This window comes from Streptomyces sp. SID12501 (assembly GCF_010550245.1).
In the GTDB taxonomy this organism is placed as follows: domain Bacteria; phylum Actinomycetota; class Actinomycetes; order Streptomycetales; family Streptomycetaceae; genus Streptomyces.
Map to the genome: position 1 here is coordinate 76510 of NZ_JAAGLU010000039.1, position 22127 is coordinate 98636.

Here is a 22127-nt window from a genome sequence, read left to right on the forward strand (position 1 = left end):
CCCCTGCCGGACCTCGCCGTACCATCCCTATTGTTGAAAGCAGGACAGCCTGCTCCATGAACGGAACCGCCGTGCAAGAACCCCCCGCCCCCGCCTCCTGGCGTATCGCCCTGCCGCACACCGCCGCGGCGGTGCCTGTCGCCCGCGCGCTGGTCCGCACGGCTCTGACCGAGCTGGAACATGCGGCGGCGGACTGCGACACGGCGGAACTGCTCACCGCGGAGCTGGTGGCGAACGCCGTGGAGCACACGGCTGGGGACGCGCCGATAGAGCTGGTGGTGGAGCTGCTGCCGACCAGCTGCCAGGTCGAGGTGCACGATCCCGACCCGGCGCCGCCGGGGAATCTGACGCGGCCGTTGTCGGAGGAGCCGGATCCCTGGCAGGAACACGGTCGGGGGCTGCTGCTGATCCGAACGCTCAGCTCGTCGTGCGGCCACCGGACCACGGACTCGGGCAAGGCGGTGTGGTTCCGGGTACCGGTGGTACCGCGTCAGTGGGGTCGGGCGTAGATATTCAGCCCGTCCGGCGTTTGAGGACGAGGCCCGTTCAGGGCCGTAGGGGGGTCTGGGGGCGCAGCCCCCAGTGGGGGTCCCCCTCTGGGGGAGGGATGGGACGGGTAGGGGCGGCGGGGGCGAGAAACCCACGGCCGACAAAGAACCCCTCACCCCAGCGAAGCGACCAGCACAGCCTTGATCGTGTGCAACCGGTTCTCCGCCTCGTCGAACACCACCGAGTGCGCGGACTCGAACACCTCGTCCGTGACCTCCAGGGACTCCAGCCCGTACGTCTCGTATATCTCGCGCCCGACCTTCGTACCGAGATCATGGAACGCAGGCAGACAGTGCAGGAACTTCACGTCCGCGTTCCCCGTCGCCCGCAGCACATCCATCGTCACGGCGTAGGAAGCCAGCGCCGCGATCCGCTCGGCCCACACCGCCTTCGGCTCCCCCATCGACACCCACACGTCGGTGGCGACGAAGTCGACGCCCCGCACGCCCTCCGGCACATCCTCGGTCAGCGTCACCCGCGCACCGCTCGCCTCCGCCAGCTTCCGCGCGTCGGCGACGACATCCTCGGCGGGCCAGTAGGCCTGCGGCGCGACGATCCGTACGTCCATGCCGAGCAGCGCGCCGGTGATCAGATAGGAGTTCCCCATGTTGAAACGGGCGTCGCCGAGGTAGGCGAAGGCGATCTCCGGCAACGGCTTGCCGCTGTGTTCGGTCATCGTCAGCACGTCGGCCAGCATCTGGGTGGGGTGCCAGTCGTCGGTCAGACCGTTGAACACCGGCACACCCGCGTACGCGGCCAGCTCCTCCACAGCCGCCTGACTGTCACCCCGGAACTCGATCCCGTCGTACATCCGCCCGAGCACCCGCGCGGTGTCCTTCACCGACTCCTTGTGCCCCATCTGCGAGCCCGACGGGTCGAGGTACGTCGTCGAGGCCCCCTGATCGGCCGCCGCGACCTCGAACGCGCAGCGCGTACGCGTCGAGGTCTTCTCGAAGATCAGCGCGATGTTCTTCCCCGCCAGGTACCTCGTCTCGGCCCCCGCCTTCTTCGCCGCCTTCAGCTCGGCGGCGAGGTCGAGCAGCCCACGGAACTCCTCCCCGGTGAAGTCCAGCTCCTTGAGGAAGTGGCGCCCGGCGAGGGCGGTCGGGACAGTCGCCATGGGGGCGCTCCAGGTGATCCGGCAGGGCGTACAGGACGTGGACGAATGGAAGTCTATACGACTGATTACATTTCTATGCGGCCAGGTTTTCGAGCCGACCGAGGCAACCGACTCGACCGACTCGACCGACCGGGAGGCTCGGACACCGGCAGGGACACAATCAGGGACATGGGCAAGCCGCGCCCCCCTACGTCACCGCGTCCCGTTCCACCGGGCAGCTCATACAGCGCGGGCCACCCCTCCCCCGCCCCAGCTCACTGCCCGGGATCTCGATCACCTCAAGGCCCTGCTTGCGCAGATGCGTGTTCGTGGTCGCGTTGCGCTCGTACGCGACGACCACGCCCGGCTCGACGGCGAGGACGTTGCAGCCGTCGTCCCACTGCTCACGCTCGGCCGCGTGCACGTCCTGGGTCGCGGTCAGGACACGGATCTCGCTCAGCCCGAGCGCGGCGGCGATGGCACGGTGCATGTGCTCCGGCGGATGGTCGGTGACCTTCAACTCCTTGTCCCCGACGCCCGGTTCGATGGTGTACGAGCGGAGCATGCCGAGCCCGGCGTACTGGGTGAAGGTGTCCCCGTCGACCATCGTCATCACGGTGTCGAGGTGCATGAACGCGCGCCGCTTGGGCATGTCGAGCGCCACGATCGTCTCGGCCGAACCGGCGGCGAAGAGCTTGTGCGCGAGCATCTCGACCGCCTGGGGCGTGGTGCGCTCGCTCATGCCGATGAGTACGGCGCCGTTGCCGATGACGAGGACGTCCCCGCCCTCGATGGTGGAGGGATAGTCCGCCTGGCCCTCCGACCAGAGGGAGAAGGTTTCGTCACGGAAGAGCGGGTGGTGCCGGTAGATCGCCTCGAAGTGGACGGTCTCCCGCTGACGCGCCGGCCAGCGCATCGCGTTGATGGAGACGCCGTCGTAGATCCAGGCCGAGGTGTCCCGGGTGAAGAGATGGTTGGGGAGGGGACCGAGAAGGAAGTCGTCCAGGTCCATGACATGGAAGCGGACCGAGGCCGGTTCCGCGTGCGCGGCCAGGAACTCGCGCTTGGTGATGCCACCGATGAGCAGTTCGGCCAACTCGGCGGCGGCCAGGCTCTCGAAGGCAGCACGGAGATGGTCGGTGGCCAGCGGCCCGTACTCCTTCTCGTCGAAGACTCGGTCGAGTACGAGGGTGCGGGCCGCCGGGATCGCCAGGGCCTCGATGAGCAGGTCGCCGAAGAGGTGGACGGCGACGCCCCGGTCGCGCAGGACGTCGGCGAAGCCGTCGTGCTCGGCGCGCGCGCGGCGCACCCACAGGACGTCGTCGAAGAGGAGTGCGTCCTTGTTGCTGGGGGTGAGCCTTTTGAGCTCTAGATCCGGCCGGTGCAGGATGACGCGGCGCAGCCGCCCGGCCTCGGAGTCGACATGGAATCCCATGCCTCCATCCTGACCACTTCGCACCCTGTTCACCCGCTGGTCGGCGGTATATGTGCGATAACCCTCCCCACCCCACCTCTCCATCTCGTCCCCTTGACGATAAGCAGGCTGAGCGAATATCGTCTACATGACGACAAGGGGTGCGGGGGCGTCTGTTCGCAGACGCTCCCGCACCGGACGAGGGGATGGACGACAGGCACATGGCCGACATCACCCGGCGCCTCGGCTGGCGCCATCTGCGTGGCACACCCACGGCCCACATCCGCCACCACCGCTCCGGCCGACTGGCGCACGACGGTCCCGGGCTCAGCTTCTGGTTCCGTGCCCTGACCGCCACACTCTCCGAAGTCCCGGTCGACGACCGGGAGTTGGCGATGACCTTCCACGCCCGTACGTCCGACTTCCAGGACGTCGCGGTCCAGGGAGCCGTCACCTACCGCATCAGCGACCCCGCCCTGGCCGCCGCCCGCATCGACTTCTCCGTCGACCCGGACACAGGCGTCTGGCGGAGCGCGCCCCTGGAGCAACTGGCGACGCTGCTGACGGAGACGGCCCAGCAGCACGCCCTGGACGTCCTGGCCCGTACGGCACTGTCGTCCGCGCTGGTCGACGGGGTGGCGTCGGTGCGGGAACGGGTCGCGGCGGGACTGGCCGCCGAGCCCCGCCTGCCGGCCACGGGCATCGAGGTCGTGGCCGTACGGGTGGTGGCACTGCGGCCGGAGCCCGAGGTGGAGCGGGCGTTGCGGACTCCCGCCCGCGAACAGATCCAGCAGGAGGCCGACCGGGCGACGTACGAACGCCGTGCGGTGGCCGTCGAACGCGAGCGGACCATCGCCGAGAACGAACTGGCCAGCCAGATCGAACTCGCCCGGAGGGAAGAGCAGTTGGTCGACCAGCGGGGTACGAACGCCCGCCGGGAGGCCGAGGAGTACGCGGCGGCGGACGCGGTACGGGCCCAGGCGGAGGCGGCGCGGGTGGTACGGCTGGCGGAGGCGGAGGCCGAGAGCGTGCGCGGGGTGGGCGAGGCTCGGGCCCAGGCCCAGACGGCGTGGCTGCACGCCCACGCCGACGCGGATGTGGCGATGCTGCACGCTCTGACGGGCACACGGCTCGCCGAGAACCTGCCCCGGATCGACAGCCTGACGGTGTCACCGGACGTACTGACCGGCCTGCTCGCCAGGCTGGGAGGAGCGCGGGAGTGAGCCTCGCCCCGCGGGCCGTCCTGGTCCACCGCACCACGGAGTACGAGGAGTTGGTGGCCCGGCACGGCACACACGGCCAGGCCGCCTACTTCCTGCGCTCCCGGGGAGGGGACATCGAGGAGGTCACCGAACGCCACCGCCGCGCCCGCCGGTCCATGGCGGAGGTGACGGCGGCGATTCCTCTGACCTGGCGTCAGAGCCGGGTCGAGCGAGCCGACTTGGACCGTTTCCTCTTCGCACCCGAGGACGTGGTCGTCGTGGTCGGGCAGGACGGGCTGGTGGCGAATGTCGCCAAGTACCTCACGGGGCAGCCGGTTCTGGGCGTCGACACCGATCCCGGGCGCAATCCCGGAGTGCTGGTGCGGCACCGGCCGGGAGACATGGCGGGCCTGCTGCCCGCGGTGCTCGCACGGGACACCGGCTGCGACGAACTCACCATGGTCGAGGCGGTCGCGGACGACACGCAGCGGCTGGTCGCCCTCAACGAGATCTACCTCGGGGCACCCGGCCACCAGACGGTCCGGTACAGCCTGGGCCTCGACGACGACAGGGGTGCCGTCGAGGCCCAGGCCTCATCCGGGGTACTGGTGGGAACGGGGACCGGGGCGAGTGGATGGCTGCGGTCGGTGTGGCAGGAACGGGGCGGCACCCTGTCCCTGCCCCGCCCCACCGACGACCGCCTGCTGTGGTTCGTACGGGAGGCGTGGCCTTCGCCGGTCACGGGGACGTCGTTGGTGGCGGGCGAGTTGGCGTTGGGGTCGGGGCTCCGACTCACGGTGGAGTCGGAGCGGTTGGTGGCGTTCGGGGACGGAATGGAAGGGGATGCCGTGCAGCTGACGTGGGGGCAGACGGTGCGGGTGGGGGTGTGCGGGGAACGGCTGCGCCTGGTGGGCTGACGAGGGTGCTGCTTTCCAGCCCGTCCGGCGTTTGAGGACGAGGCCGTTCAGGCCGAAGGGGGGTCTGGGGGCGCAGCCCCCAGTGGGGGTCCCCCCTCTGGGGGAGGGATGGGACGGGTAGGGGCGGCGGGGGCGAGGAAACCCCCGCCACCCCCCTACAGCCGCGGATCCACCGGCTCGGACTCCAGCGCCAGCACCCCGAACACAGCCTCATGCACCCGCCACAACGGCTCCCCCTCCGCCAACCGGTCCAGCGCCTCCAGCCCCAGCGCGTACTCCCTGATCGCCAGCGACCGCTTGTGATTCAGGAACCGCCCCCGCAGCCGGGCAAGGTTCTCCGGCCGTGTGTACTCCGGACCGTAGATGATCCGCAGGTACTCACGCCCCCGGCACTTGATGCCGGGCTGCACCAGCCGCCCCTTACCGTCCCGCACCACCCCGCCGAGCGGTTTGACGACCATGCCCTCACCACCCCGCCCGGTCATCTCCAGCCACCATTCCACGCCCGCCCGCACCGACTCCGCGTCCCCCGTCTCGACGTACAGCCGGCGGGTCGTCTGCAGCAGGCCCGTGCCGTCGTGCTCCACCAGCCGGTCCAGCAACGCCAGTTGCCCATCGTGAGGCAGCCCGGCCAGGCTGCGCCCCTCCGTCGCCAGGACCTGGAAGGGCGCCAGGCGGACCCCGTCCAGTCCCTGCGTCGGCCAGCAGTAGCGCCGGTAGGCGTCCGTGAACGCCGAGGCGTCCGAGGCCCGTTCACGCTGACGCGCAAGCAGGTCCTGCACATCGATGCCCCGCGCCGCCGTACCCTCCAGCGCGGCCAGTGCGCCCGGGAACACCGCCCCGGAGGCGGCGCCGACCGCCGCGTACTGCGACCGCAGCAACCCGGACGCCTTCAGCGACCACGGCATCAACTCGGCGTCCAGCAACAGCCAGTCGGTACCCAGCTCCTCCCAGAGACCGGCCCCGTCCGCCGCCGCCCGTACCCGGCCGAGGATCTCCTCGGTCACCGTCGGGTCGTCGACGAACGGACGCCCGGTACGCGTGTACAGCGCCCCCGTAGGACCGTCACCTGCACGGCCGCCTCCACCGCTGCCACTGCCACCGTTCACACCGAACCGCTTGCGAGCCACCTCGGCGTCACGGCACACGAGCACCACCGCCCGCGACCCCATGTGCTTCTCCTCGCACACGACCCGCTCGACCCCGTCCGCCCGGTACTGCTCGAACGCCTCCGCCGGGTACTCCAGGTAGCCCTCGACGTGGGACGTGGCCGTCGGGGCCATCGTCGGCGGCAGGTACGGCAGCAGACGCGGGTCCACGGCGAAGCGGCTCATGACCTCCAGGGCCGCCGCCGCGTTCTCCTCCCGGACGGTGATCCGGCCCGCGTGGCGCGTCTCCACCACGCGGCGGCCGTGGACGTCAGCCAGGTCCAGCGGACGGCCGTCGTGCCCGCCCGGCGCCTCCGCCCGCAGCGGCCTCACCGGCTCGTACCAGACCTGCTCCGCCGGTACGTCGACCAGTTCCCGCTCCGGCCAGCGCAGCGCGGTCAGCTTGCCGCCGAAGACGGCACCGGTGTCGAGGCAGATGGTGTTGTTCAGCCAGCTCGCCTCCGGGACAGGAGTGTGGCCGTACACCACGGCCGCCCGGCCCCGGTAGTCCTCCGCCCACGGGTAGCGCACCGGCAGGCCGAACTCGTCGGTCTCCCCGGTCGTTTCGCCGTACAGGGCGTGCGAGCGCACCCGGCCCGACGTACGGCCGTGGTACTTCTCGGGCAGACCGGCGTGGCACACCACCAGCCGCCCGCCGTCCAGGACGTAGTGGCTGACGAGGCCGTCGATGAACTCCCTTACCTGGGAGCGGAATTCGCCACTCTCGCCATCCATCTGCTCGATGGTCTCGGCGAGCCCGTGGGTGTGCTGGACCTTGCGGCCCTTGAGGTGACGTCCGTACTTGTTCTCGTGGTTGCCGGGTACGCACAGCGCGTTGCCCGATCCGACCATGGACATCACGCGGCGCAGCACACCGGGGCTGTCCGGGCCGCGGTCGACGAGGTCGCCCACGAAGACGGCGGTACGGCCGCCCGGGTGCACCCCATCCTCGTAGCCCAACTTGCCGAGCAGGGAATCCAGTTCGGAGGCGCAACCGTGGATGTCACCGATGATGTCGAAGGGGCCCGTGAGGTGGGTCAGGTCGTTGAAGCGCTTCTCGGTGCGGACCTCGGCGCTCTCGATCTCCTCCACACCGCGCAGAACGTGCACCTTGCGGAACCCCTCGCGCTCCAAGTGGCGCAGGGAGCGGCGAAGTTCGCGGATGTGACGGTGGATGACCCGGCGGGGCATGTCCGCCCGGTCGGTCCGGGAGGCGTTACGTTCGGCGCACACGTCGTCGGGCACGTCGAGGACGATGGCGATGGGCAGCACGTCGTACTGCCGTGCCAGCTCGATCAGCTGCTTGCGGCTGCTCTCCTGGACGTTGGTCGCGTCGACGACCGTACGACGACCCGCCGCGAGTCGCTTGCCCGCGATGTAGTGCAGGACGTCGAAGGCGTCCCCGCTGGCGCTCTGGTCGTTCTCGTCGTCGGCGACCAGGCCACGGCAGAAGTCCGACGAGATGATCTCGGTCGGCTTGAAGTGCCGCCGCGCGAAAGTGGACTTGCCCGAACCGGACGCCCCGATCAGCACGACGAGGGAGAGGTCGGTGACGGGCAGCACGCGCCCCTTTTTCTCGACACCTGTGACGTTCTCGACGCTGCTCATGCGGCCTTCGCCTCCTTCGCTTCCCTGATGTTGTTCTCGGTCTCGGTCTCGGTCTTCATCGTGAACACGGCCATCTGGGTCGGCGCGCCCACCTCCGGGTCGTCCGGCCCGATGGGTACGAACCGCGCCTCGTAGCCGTGCCGTTCGGCCACCGCGCCCGCCCAGGTGCGGAACTCCTCGCGCGTCCATTCGAACCGGTGGTCGCTGTGGCGGCTGTGGCCGGCCGGGAGCGAATCCCAGCGGACGTTGTACTCGACGTTCGGCGTCGTCACGAGAACCGTGCGGGGGCGGGCCGTGCCGAACACCGCGTACTCCAGGGCCGGCAGACGAGGCAGGTCGAGATGCTCGACGACCTCGCACAGTACTGCCGCGTCGTACCCCTTGAGCCGCTTGTCGGTGTAGGCGAGCGAACCCTGAAGCAGCTTGACGCGCGACGCCTGCCGCTCCCCCATCCGGTCCAGCTTCAGCCGCCGCGAGGCGATGGTGAGCGCGCGCATCGACACGTCCACACCGACGATCTCGGTGAACACCGGGTCCCTGAGCAGCGCCTGCACCAACTGGCCCTGGCCACAACCGAGATCGAGTACTCGGCCGGCCCCGGACGCCTTCAGCGCCGCGATGATCGCGTCCCGGCGCTGCACGCCGAGCGAAGTCGCCTTCTCCTCCGGCTCCGCCTCCGTCTCGTCCTCGACCGCGTTGTCGATCTCCTCGACCTCAGTGTCGTCGGCCTCGGCCAGCCGGAGCAGCTCCAGTCGCTCCATCGCCTGCCGGGTCAGCGACCAACGGCGGGACAGATAGCGGCTGGTGATCAGCTTCTGCTCCGGATGCGCGGGCAGCCAGCCCTCGCCGGCCCGCAGCAGTTTGTCGACCTCGTCGGGCGCCACCCAGTAGTGCTTGGCGTCGTCGAGGACCGGCAGCAGGACGTACAGGTGGCGCAGCGCCTCGGCGAGGGTCAGCGTCTCCGATTCGAGGACGAGCCGCACATACCGCGAGTCGCCCCACTCCGGGAACTCCGCGTCCAGCGCGACCGGTTCGGCCGTCACCGTCCAGCCGAGCGGCTCGAAGAGGTTCCGGACGAGGTCGGCGCCGCCCCGGGCCGGCAGCGCGGGCACCTCGATACGCAACGGACGTGCCTGGTCCGGGAGTTCGGGCTTCGCCCGGCACTGACCCTGCATCGCGCTTCTGAACACGGCGCTCAGAGCGACCGCGAGCAGCGAAGAGGCCGCGTACGGACGGTCGTTGACGTACTGCGCGAGCGCCGCGTCGGGTGCGCCGCCGCGCCCCTTGCCCTTGCCGCGCCTGACCAGTGCGACCGCGTCGACCTCCAGCAACAGCGCGGCCGTACAGCGCTCGTCGGACGCCTCGGGGTAGAGGACGTGCGCGGTGCCGTAGGAGGTGGAGAACGTCTGCGCGTTGTCGGGATGCTTGTGCACCAGGTAGCCGAGGTCGGTCGCGGGGCGTTCGGGGGTGCCGGTGGTACTGATCGTCAGGAACACGGTGGGTAGGCCTCAATGAAGGGTCTGAACTGGGGATACTTCCTGTGCGTCAAACTACAGCGAACACCCCCGGCACACTCGGGCATTTTTTTCTGGGCACCGGCCCGGCCGACACCTCGAAGGGCGGGTGCCGTCGGCGTACGTGCCCTGCGCGGGGCCGACGCTGCCGATGGTGGCTCGCCTCGGCCCCGCATATCAGGGTTACGACAACTGTGACTGCACCTGCGAGGAGATCAGCTCAAGGTGCTCCAGGTCACCGAGGTCGAGGATCTGGAGGTAGATCCGCTGGGAGCCGACCTCCGCGTACCGGCCGATCTTCTCCACGACCTCCGCCGGGGAGCCCGCCAGCCCGTTGGCCTTCAGTTCGTCGACCTCGCGGCCGATCGCGGTGGCGCGGCGGGCCAGTTCCTGGTCGTCCTTGCCGACACAGACCACCAGCGCGTTCGAGTACGTCAGCTCGTCGGCCTTGCGGCCCGCCTCCTCGACCGCCGCGCGCACCCGGCCGAACTGCCGCTCGGTGTCCTCGACCGACGAGAACGGCATGTTGAACTCGTCGGCGTACTGCGCGGTCAGCCGCGGGGTACGGGCCGCGCCGTGGCCGCCGATGAGCACGGGGATCTTTGCCTGCGCGGGCTTGGGGAGGGCCGGTGAGTCGGTGAGGTCGTAGTGCGTGCCGTGGTGGCCGAACGTTTCGCCGGCCTTCGTCTCCCACAGACCGGTGACGATCGCCAGCTGCTCTTCGAGGCGGGCGAACCTCTCGTGCGGGAACGGGATGCCGTACGCCTTGTGCTCCTCCTCGAACCAGCCCGCGCCCAGGCCGAGTTCGACCCGCCCGCCGGACATCTGGTCGACCTGCGCGACCTGGATCGCCAGGACACCGGGGAGACGGAAGGTGGCGGCCGTCATCAGGGTGCCGAGGCGGATGCGCTTCGTCTCACGGGCGAGTCCGGCAAGGGTGATCCAGGCGTCGGTGGGTCCGGGCAGGCCGTCCCCCGAGCCCATGTGGAGGTAGTGGTCGGAGCGGAAGAACGCGTCGAAACCAAGGTCCTCGGTGGCCTTCGCCACGGCGAGCAGGGTGTCGTAGGTCGCGCCTTGCTGGGGTTCGGTGAAGATGCGAAGATCCATGGCCCCATCCTGCACTCGGACCCCGGTCAACCCCACCGGCGCCCCCTGCCCCACGCTTCCCCGGTCGGGTGAAAAACCGTCAACCGCGTGCGCGGTGCGGGTCCGTACCAGTGACCCCCCACCGCGATGATCGTTGGCTCGGGCGGAGCCGGCCCGACCGGCGCCCGCGCCGGCACCGACCGGTCGGCCAGTTCCCCTGCCGGCCCGCTCACGCCGGGGCGCACCCGCGTCGGCTCCCCCGGGAGCCAGTGGCCGAGGAGGCCGTCCATTGTCCGAAGAAGTCGTGCCGCAGCAGGCAGGGCCCACACAGCCGAAGGGGCTGCTGCAGCAGATGGAGGAACTGATGGCCGCGCTGAACGCGGATCTGTCCGCGCTCGACGCAGACCTTCAGTCGGCGGGGGTGTCGTCGACGTCCGCGGAGGAGACTGAAGCGGGTTGATGTCGACCGCTACTGGGGCTCCGCCCCCAGACCCCCGTTCGGCCTGAACGGCCTCGTCCTCGATCTCCCCCAGAGGGGGGACCCCCGGACGGGCTGAGATGCCCGGGCCGAGCTGCAAGGCTCGGCCCTTGGAAGTCGGCACTCAAAAAAAGGGGGCGCTGGACGGACGAACCGCTAACCAGCCACCCGCTCCGCTCCCCCCGCCTCCCTGGCCGCCAGTTTGCGGAGCATCTCCAGGACCCGGTCGCGGGACTCGTCCGCCGCGTCGATCGATTCCATGCACTGCCAGTACGTCGTCTCGTCGTCCGCCGCGCTGGCGATGCCGACCAGGGCCATGCCCGCCTCACCGAGGAGGGCGCCGAGGCAGAGGAGGGCCTGGCGGGCGTCGCCCAGCTCGGTGAGCTGGGCCGCGCGTAAGGCGCCGACGGCCAGGCGCGGTTCGTCCAGAACGCCGCAGCCCCGGCCCGCCAGTTCGGTCAGTCCCAGCGCCTCGCCCCGCAGTTCGGGTGGCCCGTTGACTGCGAGGCGGCTGCCTATCGCCTGCGCGAGGGCCTGCGCCTGCCACACCTCCTTCAGGGTCTGAGACACACCGTCGCTGCCCGCGAGGGCACGTCTGCTCGCCAGGATGAGCCGCACCGCATCCATGCGCTGCCCCAGTCTGTCCCCGACGCGCTGTTCGCACGTCCGCCCGAACTCCACCGTCCACTACCCAGAGTGAAGTGCTGTGGGACGAAAAGCCAGAGGAAGGCGGAAATCTGCGGACAACAAATACGGAACGGACCGCATTTCGACTCCGAAGAGTGACTATTTCTTTGCCGGGAACCTCTGTTCGTTGCGGTCGATCTTCGCGTCGAGGGCCGTCAGCGCGTCGATCCCGAGCACCTCGCACAGTTGGAGCAGATACGCGAGGACGTCCGCGACCTCGTCCGTCACGCGGTGGGCGGTGTCCGGGTCGTCCATCACCCGTGCCGACTCCTCGGGCGTCAACCACTGGAAGATCTCGACCAGTTCGGACGCCTCCACGCTTAGCGCGGTGGCGAGGTTCTTGGGGGTGTGGAACGGCCGCCAGTTCCGTGCCGCCGCGAAGTCGGCCAGCCTGCGCTGGAGTTGCGCCACGTCCAACCGGTCGCCGCGCTCCCGGTGTTCGGTCTGCCCATCCTGGTGTTCGGGCTGCACGAAGCCTTCAGCCCCTTCAGCGTGTTCCTGATCAGTCACGGCTCCAGGTGTACCACCGTCACCCCCGGCACCCCCTCCGCCCAGGACGCGTCGCTCACCGTACCGAGGAGGCGGATGTGCCCCCGGTCGCACATACGGGCCGCCAGTCGCAGGAGTTGCTCGCGCTGCCGTACGTCCAGGGAGCGGTCGAAGCCGTCGGCCAGGACCGTGAGCGTCTGGAGGGCGTCGGGCACCTCGCCGGGCCGGTCGACCGCCAGCACACCGGGGCCGGTCAGCAGGACCAGCGACAGACCCGCGTATCTCAACTCGCCGTCGCCCAGCCTGCCGAAGTGGGTGAGCGGACCGTCGCCCCGGTCGAGTACGGCGCGCACGCGACCGTCGGCGACCTCGTCGGCCCGTACGTCGGAGACCGGGCCGGTACAGCCCTCGCGGACGGCGGCGACCAACAGCCCGTGGCGGATGGCGCATTCGGACCGGGTTCGCCAGAGGACCTCGGCCAGATTGTCGCAGCCCGGCAGAAGCCGCCCGCTGTCCACCGGCACCGCCGCACGCATCCGGTCGGGCCGGGGGTCACAGGCGAAGACGGACCGCAGGGCGACGACCATCTGCTCGGCGGCGGCGATGACCTGACGCTGCCCGTCCGTCTTCCCGGCCACCCGCAGCGGCAGCAGGGCTGTGCCGAGCCGGTCGTCCGGCATCGGGGCGCGGGTGACCGATGCCGAACCGGCGGTGTGCCAGGCGGCCTGGACGGTGCGCCGGCCGGGATCGCGCAGCGCCGTCTCCAGGAGGACCACGCCGCCGGCGCTCAACCGCTCGCCCACGATGCGCAGTTCGGGCTCGGCCTGGACGGCGACGTCGAGCAGTACGGGACCCTCGGGGCCGTCCGCCGTACAGCCGATGCGGAAGCCGCGGCGGCGCTGGGCGTCGGGGCGGGCGCGTTCGGGTACGCAGGCGGCCGGGTCCGGGAACGCCTCCTCGACGGTGGCGCCGGAGCCGAGGCGGGCCAGCGACCGGTACGCCCTGAGCGCGGTCGACTTGCCGGCGCCGCTCGGCCCGGCGAGCAGGGTGAGCCGCCCGAGCGGGAAACTGGCCCGGCGGTGCCCCGCGTAAGCGGACAGCCTCAGCTCGGTGACGCTCGGCCGGTCGGGGCGCGCCGCCCTCTGCGCTGCGGTGGCCGGGGTGGGTGGTAAGTCCAGTGACAGGGTCATATCCGGACCGTAGGCCTCCGCCCGCGAGGCGAACCGTTCCGCCCGCCGCACCTTCCTACGAACGGGGGACGGATCTCGCGGTGAGGCCGGTCTCAGTGCCCCGGGACTCCCGCTCCCCCCATGAGCCCCCCGACCTCCGTGCCGGGCGGGGTGAGAAGGAACACGTTCCGGTCGACCCGGTGCATCCCGCTCGCGAGGCCGAAGACGACACCGGTGCTGAAGTCGAGGACCCGCTTGGCGGTGTCCGCCTCGGCGCTCGTCAGGTCGAGGAGCACCGGGATGCCCGCCATCAGCGTCTCGGCGACCTCGCGCGCGTCCGCGAAGACGTTGACGCGCAGGACGACGAAACGGCGCCTGGCCTCGGTCGCCGGCTCGGGTATCGACCGGTGGCCCACCGCGGACGGCCAGGCGTCCCGGCCTCTGAGCGGTACGACCTGGGCGAGCCCCTCCCACTGTTCGTCGGTGGCATCGTGGCTCCTCATCGGCACACTCCGCCCTGGCTCGCACTTACTGTCTGCATCAGCCAATTCTTACTCATGGTCACCCGATCGGCCCAATACGACACGCTCAGCGACCTCCTGTGTGAGAAAAACCCGAACACCTATACGTACCTCACAGCACTGACACTCCGGCTGTGCAGCGGGCGTAACCGCTCATGATCGGATCACGTGACATCGACGTAACGGGCAATTCGTACGCTCAGCGGTAGCAGGCCCGGCATGGAGAAGGACACCGCAGGACGAGAAAGGCAGCACGTGACCACAACCCCCACGACCACGCAGGTGCGGACCGTGTGCTCGTACTGCGGGGTGGGCTGCGGAATCGTGCTGGACGTCGGTCTCGGACCCGACGGGCGGCGTACGGTCTTCAAGGCGTCCGGGGACAAGGCGCACCCCGCGAACGCGGGGCGGCTGTGCACCAAGGGCGCGACCACCGCCGACATGCTCAGCGCGCCCGGCCGGCTGACCACCGCGCTGGTCCGGGACGGCCTCGACGACCGGGGCGACGAACTGGTGCCCGCGCCCGTCGCGGACGCCATCGCGGAGACCGCGCGGCGGCTGCGCGGAATCGTCGACGAGCACGGGCCGGACGCCGTCGCCTTCTATGTCTCCGGGCAGATGGGCCTGGAGGCCCAGTACCTGGCGAACAAGCTGGCCAAGGGGTTCGTGGGCACGAACCAGATCGAGTCGAACTCCCGGCTGTGCATGGCGAGCGCGGGCACCGGATACAAGCTGTCGCTGGGCGCCGACGGGCCACCCGGCTCGTACGACGACTTCGACCACGCCGACGCCTTCCTCGTCATCGGCTCGAACATGGCCGACTGCCATCCGATTCTGTATCTGCGGATGATGGACCGGATCAAGTCGGCCGGGGCGAAACTCATCGTCGTCGACCCACGGCGTACCGCCACCGCCGCCAAGGCCGATCTGTTCCTGCAGATCAAACCCGGTACGGATCTGGCCTTCCTCAACGGCCTGCTCCACCTCCTGCACGCCGACGGGTACACGGACCCGGAGTTCATCGCCGCTCACACCGAGGGCTGGGAGGGGATGCCGGCCTTCCTCGCCGACTACGCGCCGGACGCCGTCTCCGCGATCACCGGCATTCCCGAGGACGACATCCGGGAAGCGGCGCGGATCATCGGGGAGGCCAGTGCGTCCGGTGAGTGGATGAGCTGCTGGACCATGGGGCTCAACCAGTCCACGCACGGCACCTGGAACACGAACGCCCTGGTCAACCTGCATCTCGCCACCGGTGCGATCTGCCGCCCCGGCAGCGGGCCGTTCTCCCTCACCGGGCAGCCCAACGCGATGGGCGGCCGGGAGATGGGGTACATGGGGCCGGGACTTCCGGGGCAGCGGTCCGTGCTGGTGGACGAGGAGCGGGCGTTCGTCGAGGAGTTGTGGGAGCTGCCGGCCGGCACGCTTCGCAAGGACGGCGCCGGGCACGGCACGATCGAGATGTTCCGGCGGATGGCCGAGGGGCACATCAAGGCCTGCTGGATCATCTGCACCAACCCGGTCGCCTCGGTCGCCAACCGCCGTACGGTCATCGAGGGCCTGGAGGCCGCCGAGTTCGTCGTCACCCAGGACGTCTTCGCCGAGACCGAGACCAACGCGTACGCCGATGTCGTCCTGCCCGGCGCGATGTGGACGGAGGCGGAGGGTGTCCTCGTCAACAGCGAGCGCGGCCTCACCCTCGCCCGGGCAGCCGTCGACCCGCCCGGCGACGCCATGGCCGACTGGCGGATCATCGCGGCCGTCGCCCGCGCCATGGGGTTCGAGGGGTTCGCGTACGGATGCGCGGAGGACGTCTTCGAGGAGCTCAAGCGGGCGTGGAACCCGAAGACCGGATGGGATCTCCGCGGGGTCACCTACGAGCGGCTGCGGGAGACTCCCGTGCAGTGGCCGGCGGCTTCGGTGGACGGGCCCGCGCGCAATCCCATCCGGTACCGGGAGAAGTACGGCGACAAGGAGGGCGGGGGGCTGCGGTTCCCCACCGCCAGCGGGCGCGGTGTTTTCCACGCCCGGCCGTATCTGCCCGCCGCCGAACTGCCCGACGACGACTTCCCGTTCGTCCTCAACACCGGGCGCGTGCAGCACCAGTGGCACACCCTGACGAAGACGGGGAAGGTCGCCAAGCTCAACAAGCTGAACGCCGGGCCGTTCGTGGAGGTGCATCCCGAGGACGCGCGGGAGTTGGGGGTCGTGGACGGCGACTCCGTCGAGGTCGCCTCGCGGCGCGGGCGGGCCGTACTGCCGGCCGTCGTCACGGACCGGGTGCGGAGGGGCTGCGTCTTCGCGCCCTTCCACTGGAACGACCTCTTCGGGGAATACCTCAGCATCAACGCGGTGACGAGCGACGCGGTCGATCCGCTGTCCCTGCAGCCGGAGTTCAAGGTGTGCGCGGTGTCCCTGGTCAAGGTGCACCGGCCCGAGGCTGAGGTGCAGCGCCCTGACGTCCCCGAGCCGGTCCGCCCCCAAGTACCGGTCGACGTACCGGAGTTCGCGTTCACGCCCGCTCCCCCGCCCGTTCTCAGCTCGCAGGAACGCCAGTACCTCTCGGGATTCCTCGCCGGACTGCCCACCGGCGCCGTCGGAATTCCCGTGCTGCCCTCCTCCGCTCCGTTCAGCGCCGAGCACGCCGACTGGGTGAACGGGATGCTCGCCGGCATGTACTCCAGGACGGTGGAAGCCCCGCCGCGGGAACGGGTCGGTGTCGGGGTCGAGGTCGGCGGGCGTGAAGTCGTCGTGCTGTGGGCCTCGCAGACCGGCAACGCCGAGGAACTCGCCGGTGCGGCGGCCGAGCGGCTGAACGCCGGCGGGCACCGGGCGAGGCTCGTCGGCATGGACGAGGCCGATGTGACCGCCCTCGCGCGCAGTGCCGATCTCCTCTTCATCACCAGTACGTTCGGCGACGGCGACGCCCCCGACAACGGCTCCGGCTTCTGGGACTCGCTCTCCGGGGAGCAGGCACCGCGACTGGACGGCGTGCGGTACGCCGTACTCGCGCTGGGCGACTCCTCGTACGACGACTTCTGCGGGCACGGGCGCCGACTGGACGCGCGGCTCGACGAGTTGGGGGCGGTGCGGATCACTCCGCGCACCGACTGCGAGCCCGACTTCGAACCGTCGGCGGACGCGTGGCTCGACCAGGTCCTCGACGTGCTGGACACGAACGGCACGACCAGCACGAAGGACACCCACAACGAGCCCGCGCAGGAGCCGAGTCACCCGCAGGAGCAGCGGGCGGGCAGTACGGCCACCTCGGCCTCCCCTCCCGTTCCCCCTCCCGCCGTCCGGTCCGTCAAGCCCGCCCCCTCGCCCGCCCGGCTCGTCGGCAACCGGCTGCTCAGCCTGCCCGGGGCGACCAAGGAGGTGCGCCGGTTCACCTTCGACACGAGCGGTACGGCACTGGCGTACGAAGCGGGTGACGCGCTCGGGGTGCGGCCCGTCAACTCCACGTCCCTGGTGGCGGAATGGCTCGCCGTGACCGGACTGGACGCGTCAACCGGCGTGCGGGTGGAGGGAGTCGGCGAGTTCTCGCTCTCCGAGGCGCTGCACCGGCAGCTCGACATCACCCGGATCACACCCGACCTGCTGCGCTTCGTCTCCGAACGGGCCCGGGACAACCGTGAGTTGAAGAAGCTGATGCGGTCCGACAACAAGGACGGGCTGGCCCGCTGGTCGTGGGGCCGGCAGGCCGTGGACGTGGTCACCGAGTACGAGGTGCGGGCGTCCGCCCAGGAGTGGGTGTCGGTGCTGCGGCGGATGCAGCCCCGGCTGTACTCCATATCGTCGAGCCCGCTCGTCGACCCGGCGCGGGTGTCGCTGACGGTGTCCGTGGTGCGGTACGAGAACCTGCACGGCCGGCCTCGCGGCGGGGTCTGCTCACCCTTCCTGGCCGACGCCGGGCCGGACACGGCGGTGCCCGTCTTCGTGCAGCGCTCGCCGTACTTCAGGCCCCCCGCGGACGCCTCGACTCCGATGGTGATGGTCGGTCCGGGTACCGGGGTGGCGCCGTTCGTGGGGTTCCTGGAGGAGCGGCGGGCACTCGGGCACGCGGCACCGAACTGGCTGTTCTTCGGCGAGCAGCACCGCGCCACCGACTTCTACTACGAGGACGAGCTGGCCGGCCTGGTCGCCGAGGGCACGCTGACCCGCCTGGACACCGCGTTCTCCCGCGACCAGCGCAACAAGGTCTATGTCCAGGACCGGATGCGCGAGCACGGACCCGAGCTGTGGCACTGGCTCCAGGAGGGCGCCCACTTCTACGTCTGCGGCGACGCCTCCCGTATGGCCAAGGACGTGGACCGGGCGCTGCGGGACATCGCGGTGGCGCACGGCGGTCTGAGCGAGGACGAGGCGGGTGTGTACGTGAAGCAGCTCACGGCGGCGAAGCGCTATGTGCGGGACGTGTACTGAATCGTGTACTGAATGACATGAGGTCGCCCGAATCGCCATAAATGACTACTGGCGGACATTCTTACCGGCCTCACACCGGACCCTTCACCTCCACTCGTGTGCGGCACACCGGGCACGATTACGTTCCGATGTCGTGCACTTGGCAGAAACAGCGCCGGACATCACGGCGAAGACCGGCCCTCCGCGATCCCGGGCCCCGGAGGCCGACGCCCCCGCGCAGTGGCATCGCGTCCTGACGCTGCTCGCGACCGTCAGCCTGTTCATCGGTACGCGGGCGGTGTGGACGCAGGCCGCCAGCCACCGGCCCGTCGTCGCCGCCGTCATCTCGCTCTGCTATCTGTCGATCCTGGTCAGCGGAGTACTGGCGCTGACCGTCCGCCGGACGCGTTCGCTCGCCCGCCTCGACCTGTGTGTCCTGGTCACGGCCGTGACACTGACCCTGTGCACGTTCGCCCTGAACCACGCCGGCGGCGACGAGGGCGTCCTCACCGCGCAGGCCGCCCGCGAACTGGTCGCCGGGCATCCCGTGTACGGGCAGCCCTGGCCGTGGCTCTTCCAGCACAACCCCGACGTCGCCCTGACCCCGACGATGAGCGGCGGCTACGACCTCACGTACGGTTACCCGCCCCTGGCCCTGCTGCTGACCGCGCCGCTGCTGTGGCTCGGGCACGGCGCGCTCGCCGCGACCGCGGTGACGACCGGGGCACTGCTCGTCGGTGCGGTGACCCTGTGGCGGCTGCTGCCGGTGCCGTGGCGGTCGGCGGCGACCATGGCGTGCCTGGGCTTCGGCTTCCTGCCGAGTTACGCGCGGCTCGGCTACCCGGCGATCCTCGGGCTCGCGCTGCTCATCCCGGTGGTGGTGCGCTGGCCGCGGCTCGGTGCGGGCGGGCGGCTGGGGTGGGGCGGCCTCACGCGGGCGGCCTGTCTGGGCGCGGCCTGCGCGGCGCAGCAACTGCCGTGGTTCCTGGTGCCGTTCCTGCTGGCCGGGATCTACGCCGTGCGCCGGGGCGAGCTGGGCGCCCGGCCCGCCGCCGGGGTGGTGCTGCGGATCGCCGGTACGGCGGTCACCGTATGGCTGCTGATCAACACGTACTTCGTCGTGAGCGAGCCGCGCACCTGGGCGACCGGGGTCGCGCTGCCGCTGACACAGAACGCGACGATCCACGGGCAGGGCCTGGTGGGCGTCGCGCTCTACTACACGTCAGGCAGCGACCGGCTGGCCTGGTACAGCCACGCGAGCATGCTGCTGACGGGGGCCCTGCTGGCGCTGCTCGTCCTGTTCGTGCAGCGGCTCGGTCCGGCGGCGACGGTGCTGCCGTGGTGCGCCTTCTTCCTGGCGACGCGTTCGCAGGACGGCTACTACCTGCTGATGACCCCGCTGTGGCTGGCGGCCGCGGTGACCACGCCGGCCGCGTCCTTCGCCGGCGCGTGGCAGCCCCGGCCGCGCTTCCTGTCGGGTCCGCGCAGGCGTCCCGCGCTGGTCGCCACGGCCGCGCTGCTCCTCGTACCGGCGCTGGCGAGTGCCGCCGTGGCGGCGACGGGTTCGCCGCCGCTGCGGATGCGGGTGACGAGGGTGCTCGCGGTCCGGCCGGGCGCCGTGTCGGAACTGACCCTCCGGGTCACGAACGTGGACGACAGCGCCCTCTCGCCTCACTTCACGCTCACCACCGGCCAGGGCATGAGCCGCTGGTGGAAGGTGGTCCGGGGACCGGCCACGCTGCCCGCCCACGCGAGCGCCGTCTACCGGCTCCGGCCGCCCGGACCGGTGTTCCAGGTGCCCCGGCGCCCGGGTACGCGGGTCCGGCTGCGCGTCTTCACGGCGTCGCCGGACACGTTGTCGAGCATGGACGTCAGGCTGCCGGGCGAGCGTTCGTAGAGCCCTGCGGCACTGCCCCTCAGGCGGGAGTGCGGGTGAAGCGGAGGGTGGCCGTGACCGTCGTAAGGCCGCGGATCATGCCCAGCTGGTTCCAGCCCAGGCCGAACTGGTCGCGGTCCACGGTGAACTCCGCGTCCAGGGTGAGCGCGTCGGCGCCGCCGTCGGTGAGGCGTGCGGTGAGGGTCGTGGGGCGGCTGATGCCGCGCACGGTCAGTTGACCGTTGACGTGGACGGTCTCGCCGTCGCGGAGTTCGGCGCCGCGCACCGCGAAGGTGATGTCGGGGTGGTTCTCGGCGTCGAAGAAGTCGGCTCCGTGCAGGTGCTTGTCACGCTTGGCGTGCTTGGTGTCCAGCGAGGCGGCGTCCAGGGTCAGGGTGCCCGTGGCGGAGCCGTCGGGGAGGACCTCGCCACCGCCGCCGGTGATGGCGAAGGTGCCCTTCACGGTGACCAGGTTCCACATCGTCCTGTGCTTGATGGCGACGGTGGAGGCCGTCCGGTCGAGCTGCCACAGGCCGGTTTCCACGGCAACGGTCATGAGCTGTCTCCTGACAGGAACGAGGGTCGTGCGAGTCGCGCAAGGGGTGCGAGTCGCGCGACCCAGGTCATCCAAATTTGGATGATGGGGCGATGGCGCCACGCTAGCCCGTTATCCAAATATGAACAACCCCTAGTGCAAAATTGGACGACCGGTAGAATCGACGGCATGGCCGCCCCTCCCGAACACTCCGCAGAGCTGACCCGATGTCCCACCGCGCAGGAGGGCGGGCTGCTCCCGGCCGAGCTACGGGGCTGGATGGTCCTGCTGGCCGCGACCGGGGCGATCGAGCAGCGGCTCGGCCCCGTCCTCAAGGACACGCTCGGGGTCTCCCACGACGAGTTCCTGGTGCTGTGCCTGCTCGCGGACCGGCCCGACGGCGGGCTGCGGATGACCCGCATCGCAGAGCTGCTCGGCCGCCCCAAGACCCGGCTCACCTATCAGATCGCCTGCCTCTCGCACGCCGGTCTGGTCACCCGGCGCTCGGTGTGCGGCGACAAGCGGGGCGTCGAGGTGGCCCTCACCGACAAGGGCCGCCGCCTGTTCACGGAGGTCTCGCCGACCCTGGCCGACACCGTCGGCTCGGGGCTCGCGGAGATCGGCCCCGAGGAACGCGAGACGATGTGCGGGCTGCTGCCCGAGGAGGCCGGCGCGGGCGAGGAGAAGCGGTGACTCTCCTGTCATGCCCCCCTCATCAGGCGGCCAGAACGGCCAACGGGCGCTCGTTCAGGGCCTCCTCGGACGCGGACTCCGCCGCCGCCTGGTTCTCGGCCTCCTTGAGCAGGCCGACGAGGGTCGCGCGGGCCCGGGCCACGCGTGAACGCACCGTCCCCACAGGGCAGTCGCTGACCTCGGCCGCCTCCGCGTAGGGCAGCCCCATCAGTTGCGTGAGGACGAACGCCTCACGCCGCTCGTCGGGCAGCGCGGCCAGCAGGTCGAGGAGCGCGACCCCGTCGTCGAAGCCGGGCAGCCCGCGCGGCTGGGCCAGTTCGACGGTCAGCCGCCAGTCCTCCGTGTCGTACAGCCGGGGCCGGGCGGCGGCGTACCGGAAACTGTCGATCACCGCGCGCCGCGCGATGGACATCAGCCAGGAGCGGGCCGAGGACCGGCCCTCGAACCGGTGCAGGCTGCCGAGCGCCCGCAGGAACGTGTCCTGGGCGAGGTCGTCTGCGGCCTGCGGATCGGCGCAGAGACGGGCGACGTACCGCACCACATCGCGGTGCAGGGCGCCGACGAAGCGTTCGACGGCGACCGGATCGCCACCACGGGCGGCGAGCGCCCAGGCGGTTATCGACTCGTCGGCCGAGAGGGCCGGGACGGTCGGGAGGGTCGAGACGGTCGGGGCGGGGAGTACAGGAGTGATCACCTGGTGTCCTTCTCGGATCATCCGGAATCCGGCAGGGCGGCCCA

The 22127-nt window shown here is 70.6% G+C and carries 18 protein-coding genes; 7 read left to right on the forward strand and 11 right to left on the reverse strand.

The window, feature by feature from the left end:
- Positions 1 to 56 precede the first annotated feature (56 nt).
- Entirely contained in the window at positions 57 to 509 is a 453-nt protein-coding gene (locus tag G3I71_RS36300) for an ATP-binding protein (protein WP_164321619.1), read from the forward strand.
- Positions 510 to 661: 152 nt separating this feature from the next.
- Here G3I71_RS36300 and argF read toward each other — a convergent pair whose 3' ends face one another.
- Positions 662 to 1669, reverse strand: a complete 1008-nt coding sequence (gene argF, locus G3I71_RS36305; protein WP_164321620.1) for an ornithine carbamoyltransferase — start codon at positions 1667 to 1669, stop codon at positions 662 to 664.
- Between the two features lie 187 nt (positions 1670 to 1856).
- Entirely contained in the window at positions 1857 to 3083 is a 1227-nt protein-coding gene (locus tag G3I71_RS36310; RefSeq protein ID WP_164321621.1) for an arginine deiminase, read from the reverse strand.
- A gap of 200 nt (positions 3084 to 3283) precedes the next feature.
- Here G3I71_RS36310 and G3I71_RS36315 point away from each other — a divergent pair, with 200 nt between their 5' ends.
- Both G3I71_RS36315 and G3I71_RS36320 read left to right on the forward strand, forming a co-directional pair.
- A complete protein-coding gene (locus G3I71_RS36315) occupies positions 3284 to 4285 on the forward strand; it encodes an SPFH domain-containing protein (RefSeq protein WP_164321622.1) in 1002 nt (333 codons plus the stop codon).
- Positions 4282 to 5181, forward strand: a complete 900-nt coding sequence (locus G3I71_RS36320; RefSeq protein WP_164321623.1) for an NAD(+)/NADH kinase — start codon at positions 4282 to 4284, stop codon at positions 5179 to 5181. The genes G3I71_RS36315 and G3I71_RS36320 overlap by 4 nt, the downstream gene beginning before the upstream one ends.
- A gap of 155 nt (positions 5182 to 5336) precedes the next feature.
- Here G3I71_RS36320 and G3I71_RS36325 read toward each other — a convergent pair whose 3' ends face one another.
- The 3 genes from G3I71_RS36325 to G3I71_RS36335 form a co-directional block, all read right to left on the reverse strand.
- On the reverse strand, positions 5337 to 7937 hold the full coding sequence (locus tag G3I71_RS36325) for a polynucleotide kinase-phosphatase (RefSeq protein ID WP_164321624.1): 2601 nt from the start codon (positions 7935 to 7937) through the stop codon (positions 5337 to 5339).
- Positions 7934 to 9433: a 3' terminal RNA ribose 2'-O-methyltransferase Hen1 gene (locus G3I71_RS36330; protein WP_164321625.1), complete on the reverse strand. Its 1500-nt coding sequence runs from the start codon at positions 9431 to 9433 to the stop codon at positions 7934 to 7936. The genes G3I71_RS36325 and G3I71_RS36330 overlap by 4 nt, the downstream gene beginning before the upstream one ends.
- Positions 9434 to 9634: 201 nt before the next feature.
- Positions 9635 to 10558, reverse strand: a complete 924-nt coding sequence (locus G3I71_RS36335) for an LLM class F420-dependent oxidoreductase (protein WP_164321627.1) — start codon at positions 10556 to 10558, stop codon at positions 9635 to 9637.
- 268 nt (positions 10559 to 10826) lie between these two features.
- On the opposite strand from G3I71_RS36335, the gene G3I71_RS50455 reads away from it, so the two are divergent.
- Positions 10827 to 10997, forward strand: coding sequence for a hypothetical protein (locus tag G3I71_RS50455; RefSeq protein WP_203732290.1), 171 nt, complete (start codon positions 10827 to 10829; stop codon positions 10995 to 10997).
- A gap of 174 nt (positions 10998 to 11171) precedes the next feature.
- Here the strand turns inward: G3I71_RS50455 and G3I71_RS36340 are convergent, their stop codons facing one another.
- From G3I71_RS36340 to G3I71_RS36355, 4 genes are all read right to left on the reverse strand, one after another.
- Positions 11172 to 11642 (reverse strand): DUF6099 family protein, encoded by a 471-nt coding sequence (locus G3I71_RS36340; protein WP_164321629.1) that lies wholly within the window; start codon positions 11640 to 11642, stop codon positions 11172 to 11174.
- 159 nt (positions 11643 to 11801) lie between these two features.
- A complete protein-coding gene (locus G3I71_RS36345) occupies positions 11802 to 12119 on the reverse strand; it encodes a nucleotide pyrophosphohydrolase (protein WP_164321673.1) in 318 nt (105 codons plus the stop codon).
- A gap of 89 nt (positions 12120 to 12208) precedes the next feature.
- A complete protein-coding gene (locus tag G3I71_RS36350) occupies positions 12209 to 13381 on the reverse strand; it encodes an AAA family ATPase (protein ID WP_203732292.1) in 1173 nt (390 codons plus the stop codon).
- Positions 13382 to 13473: 92 nt separating this feature from the next.
- Positions 13474 to 13863 carry a cell division protein SepF gene (locus G3I71_RS36355; RefSeq protein WP_164321631.1) on the reverse strand — a complete coding sequence of 130 codons (390 nt, stop codon included), beginning with the start codon at positions 13861 to 13863 and terminating at the stop codon, positions 13474 to 13476.
- A 237-nt stretch (positions 13864 to 14100) separates the two neighbouring features.
- On the opposite strand from G3I71_RS36355, the gene G3I71_RS36360 reads away from it, so the two are divergent.
- Complete coding sequence (locus tag G3I71_RS36360; protein WP_164321632.1) at positions 14101 to 18306, forward strand: bifunctional nitrate reductase/sulfite reductase flavoprotein subunit alpha; 4206 nt, start codon at positions 14101 to 14103, stop codon at positions 18304 to 18306.
- 160 nt (positions 18307 to 18466) lie between these two features.
- Positions 18467 to 20182 carry a hypothetical protein gene (locus G3I71_RS36365; protein ID WP_164321677.1) on the forward strand — a complete coding sequence of 572 codons (1716 nt, stop codon included), beginning with the start codon at positions 18467 to 18469 and terminating at the stop codon, positions 20180 to 20182.
- Positions 20183 to 20201: 19 nt separating this feature from the next.
- Here the strand turns inward: G3I71_RS36365 and G3I71_RS36370 are convergent, their stop codons facing one another.
- Positions 20202 to 20717, reverse strand: coding sequence for a YceI family protein (locus tag G3I71_RS36370; RefSeq protein ID WP_164321633.1), 516 nt, complete (start codon positions 20715 to 20717; stop codon positions 20202 to 20204).
- Positions 20718 to 20885: 168 nt separating this feature from the next.
- Between G3I71_RS36370 and G3I71_RS36375 the strand changes: the two genes are divergently transcribed.
- A complete protein-coding gene (locus G3I71_RS36375; RefSeq protein ID WP_164321634.1) occupies positions 20886 to 21389 on the forward strand; it encodes a MarR family winged helix-turn-helix transcriptional regulator in 504 nt (167 codons plus the stop codon).
- A 22-nt stretch (positions 21390 to 21411) separates the two neighbouring features.
- On the opposite strand, the gene G3I71_RS36380 is transcribed toward G3I71_RS36375, so the two are convergent.
- Positions 21412 to 22104 (reverse strand): sigma-70 family RNA polymerase sigma factor, encoded by a 693-nt coding sequence (locus tag G3I71_RS36380; protein WP_203732295.1) that lies wholly within the window; start codon positions 22102 to 22104, stop codon positions 21412 to 21414.
- Between the last annotated feature and the right edge of the window lie 23 nt (positions 22105 to 22127).

Bases quoted from the DNA above. Each gene is read 5' to 3' on its own strand.
- G3I71_RS36315 (WP_164321622.1), top strand. From the start codon at position 3,284: ATGGCCGACATCACCCGGCGCCTCGGCTGGCGCCATCTGCGTGGCACA.
- G3I71_RS36325 (WP_164321624.1), bottom strand. From the start codon at position 7,937: ATGAGCAGCGTCGAGAACGTCACAGGTGTCGAGAAAAAGGGGCGCGTG.
- G3I71_RS36350 (WP_203732292.1), bottom strand. From the start codon at position 13,381: ATGACCCTGTCACTGGACTTACCACCCACCCCGGCCACCGCAGCGCAG.
- G3I71_RS36300 (WP_164321619.1), top strand. From the start codon at position 57: ATGAACGGAACCGCCGTGCAAGAACCCCCCGCCCCCGCCTCCTGGCGT.
- G3I71_RS36340 (WP_164321629.1), bottom strand. From the start codon at position 11,642: ATGGATGCGGTGCGGCTCATCCTGGCGAGCAGACGTGCCCTCGCGGGC.
- G3I71_RS36335 (WP_164321627.1), bottom strand. From the start codon at position 10,558: ATGGATCTTCGCATCTTCACCGAACCCCAGCAAGGCGCGACCTACGAC.
- G3I71_RS36380 (WP_203732295.1), bottom strand. From the start codon at position 22,104: ATGATCCGAGAAGGACACCAGGTGATCACTCCTGTACTCCCCGCCCCG.
- G3I71_RS36360 (WP_164321632.1), top strand. From the start codon at position 14,101: ATGGAGAAGGACACCGCAGGACGAGAAAGGCAGCACGTGACCACAACC.
- G3I71_RS36375 (WP_164321634.1), top strand. From the start codon at position 20,886: ATGGCCGCCCCTCCCGAACACTCCGCAGAGCTGACCCGATGTCCCACC.
- G3I71_RS36370 (WP_164321633.1), bottom strand. From the start codon at position 20,717: ATGACCGTTGCCGTGGAAACCGGCCTGTGGCAGCTCGACCGGACGGCC.
- G3I71_RS36355 (WP_164321631.1), bottom strand. From the start codon at position 13,863: ATGAGGAGCCACGATGCCACCGACGAACAGTGGGAGGGGCTCGCCCAG.
- G3I71_RS36310 (WP_164321621.1), bottom strand. From the start codon at position 3,083: ATGGGATTCCATGTCGACTCCGAGGCCGGGCGGCTGCGCCGCGTCATC.
- argF (WP_164321620.1), bottom strand. From the start codon at position 1,669: ATGGCGACTGTCCCGACCGCCCTCGCCGGGCGCCACTTCCTCAAGGAG.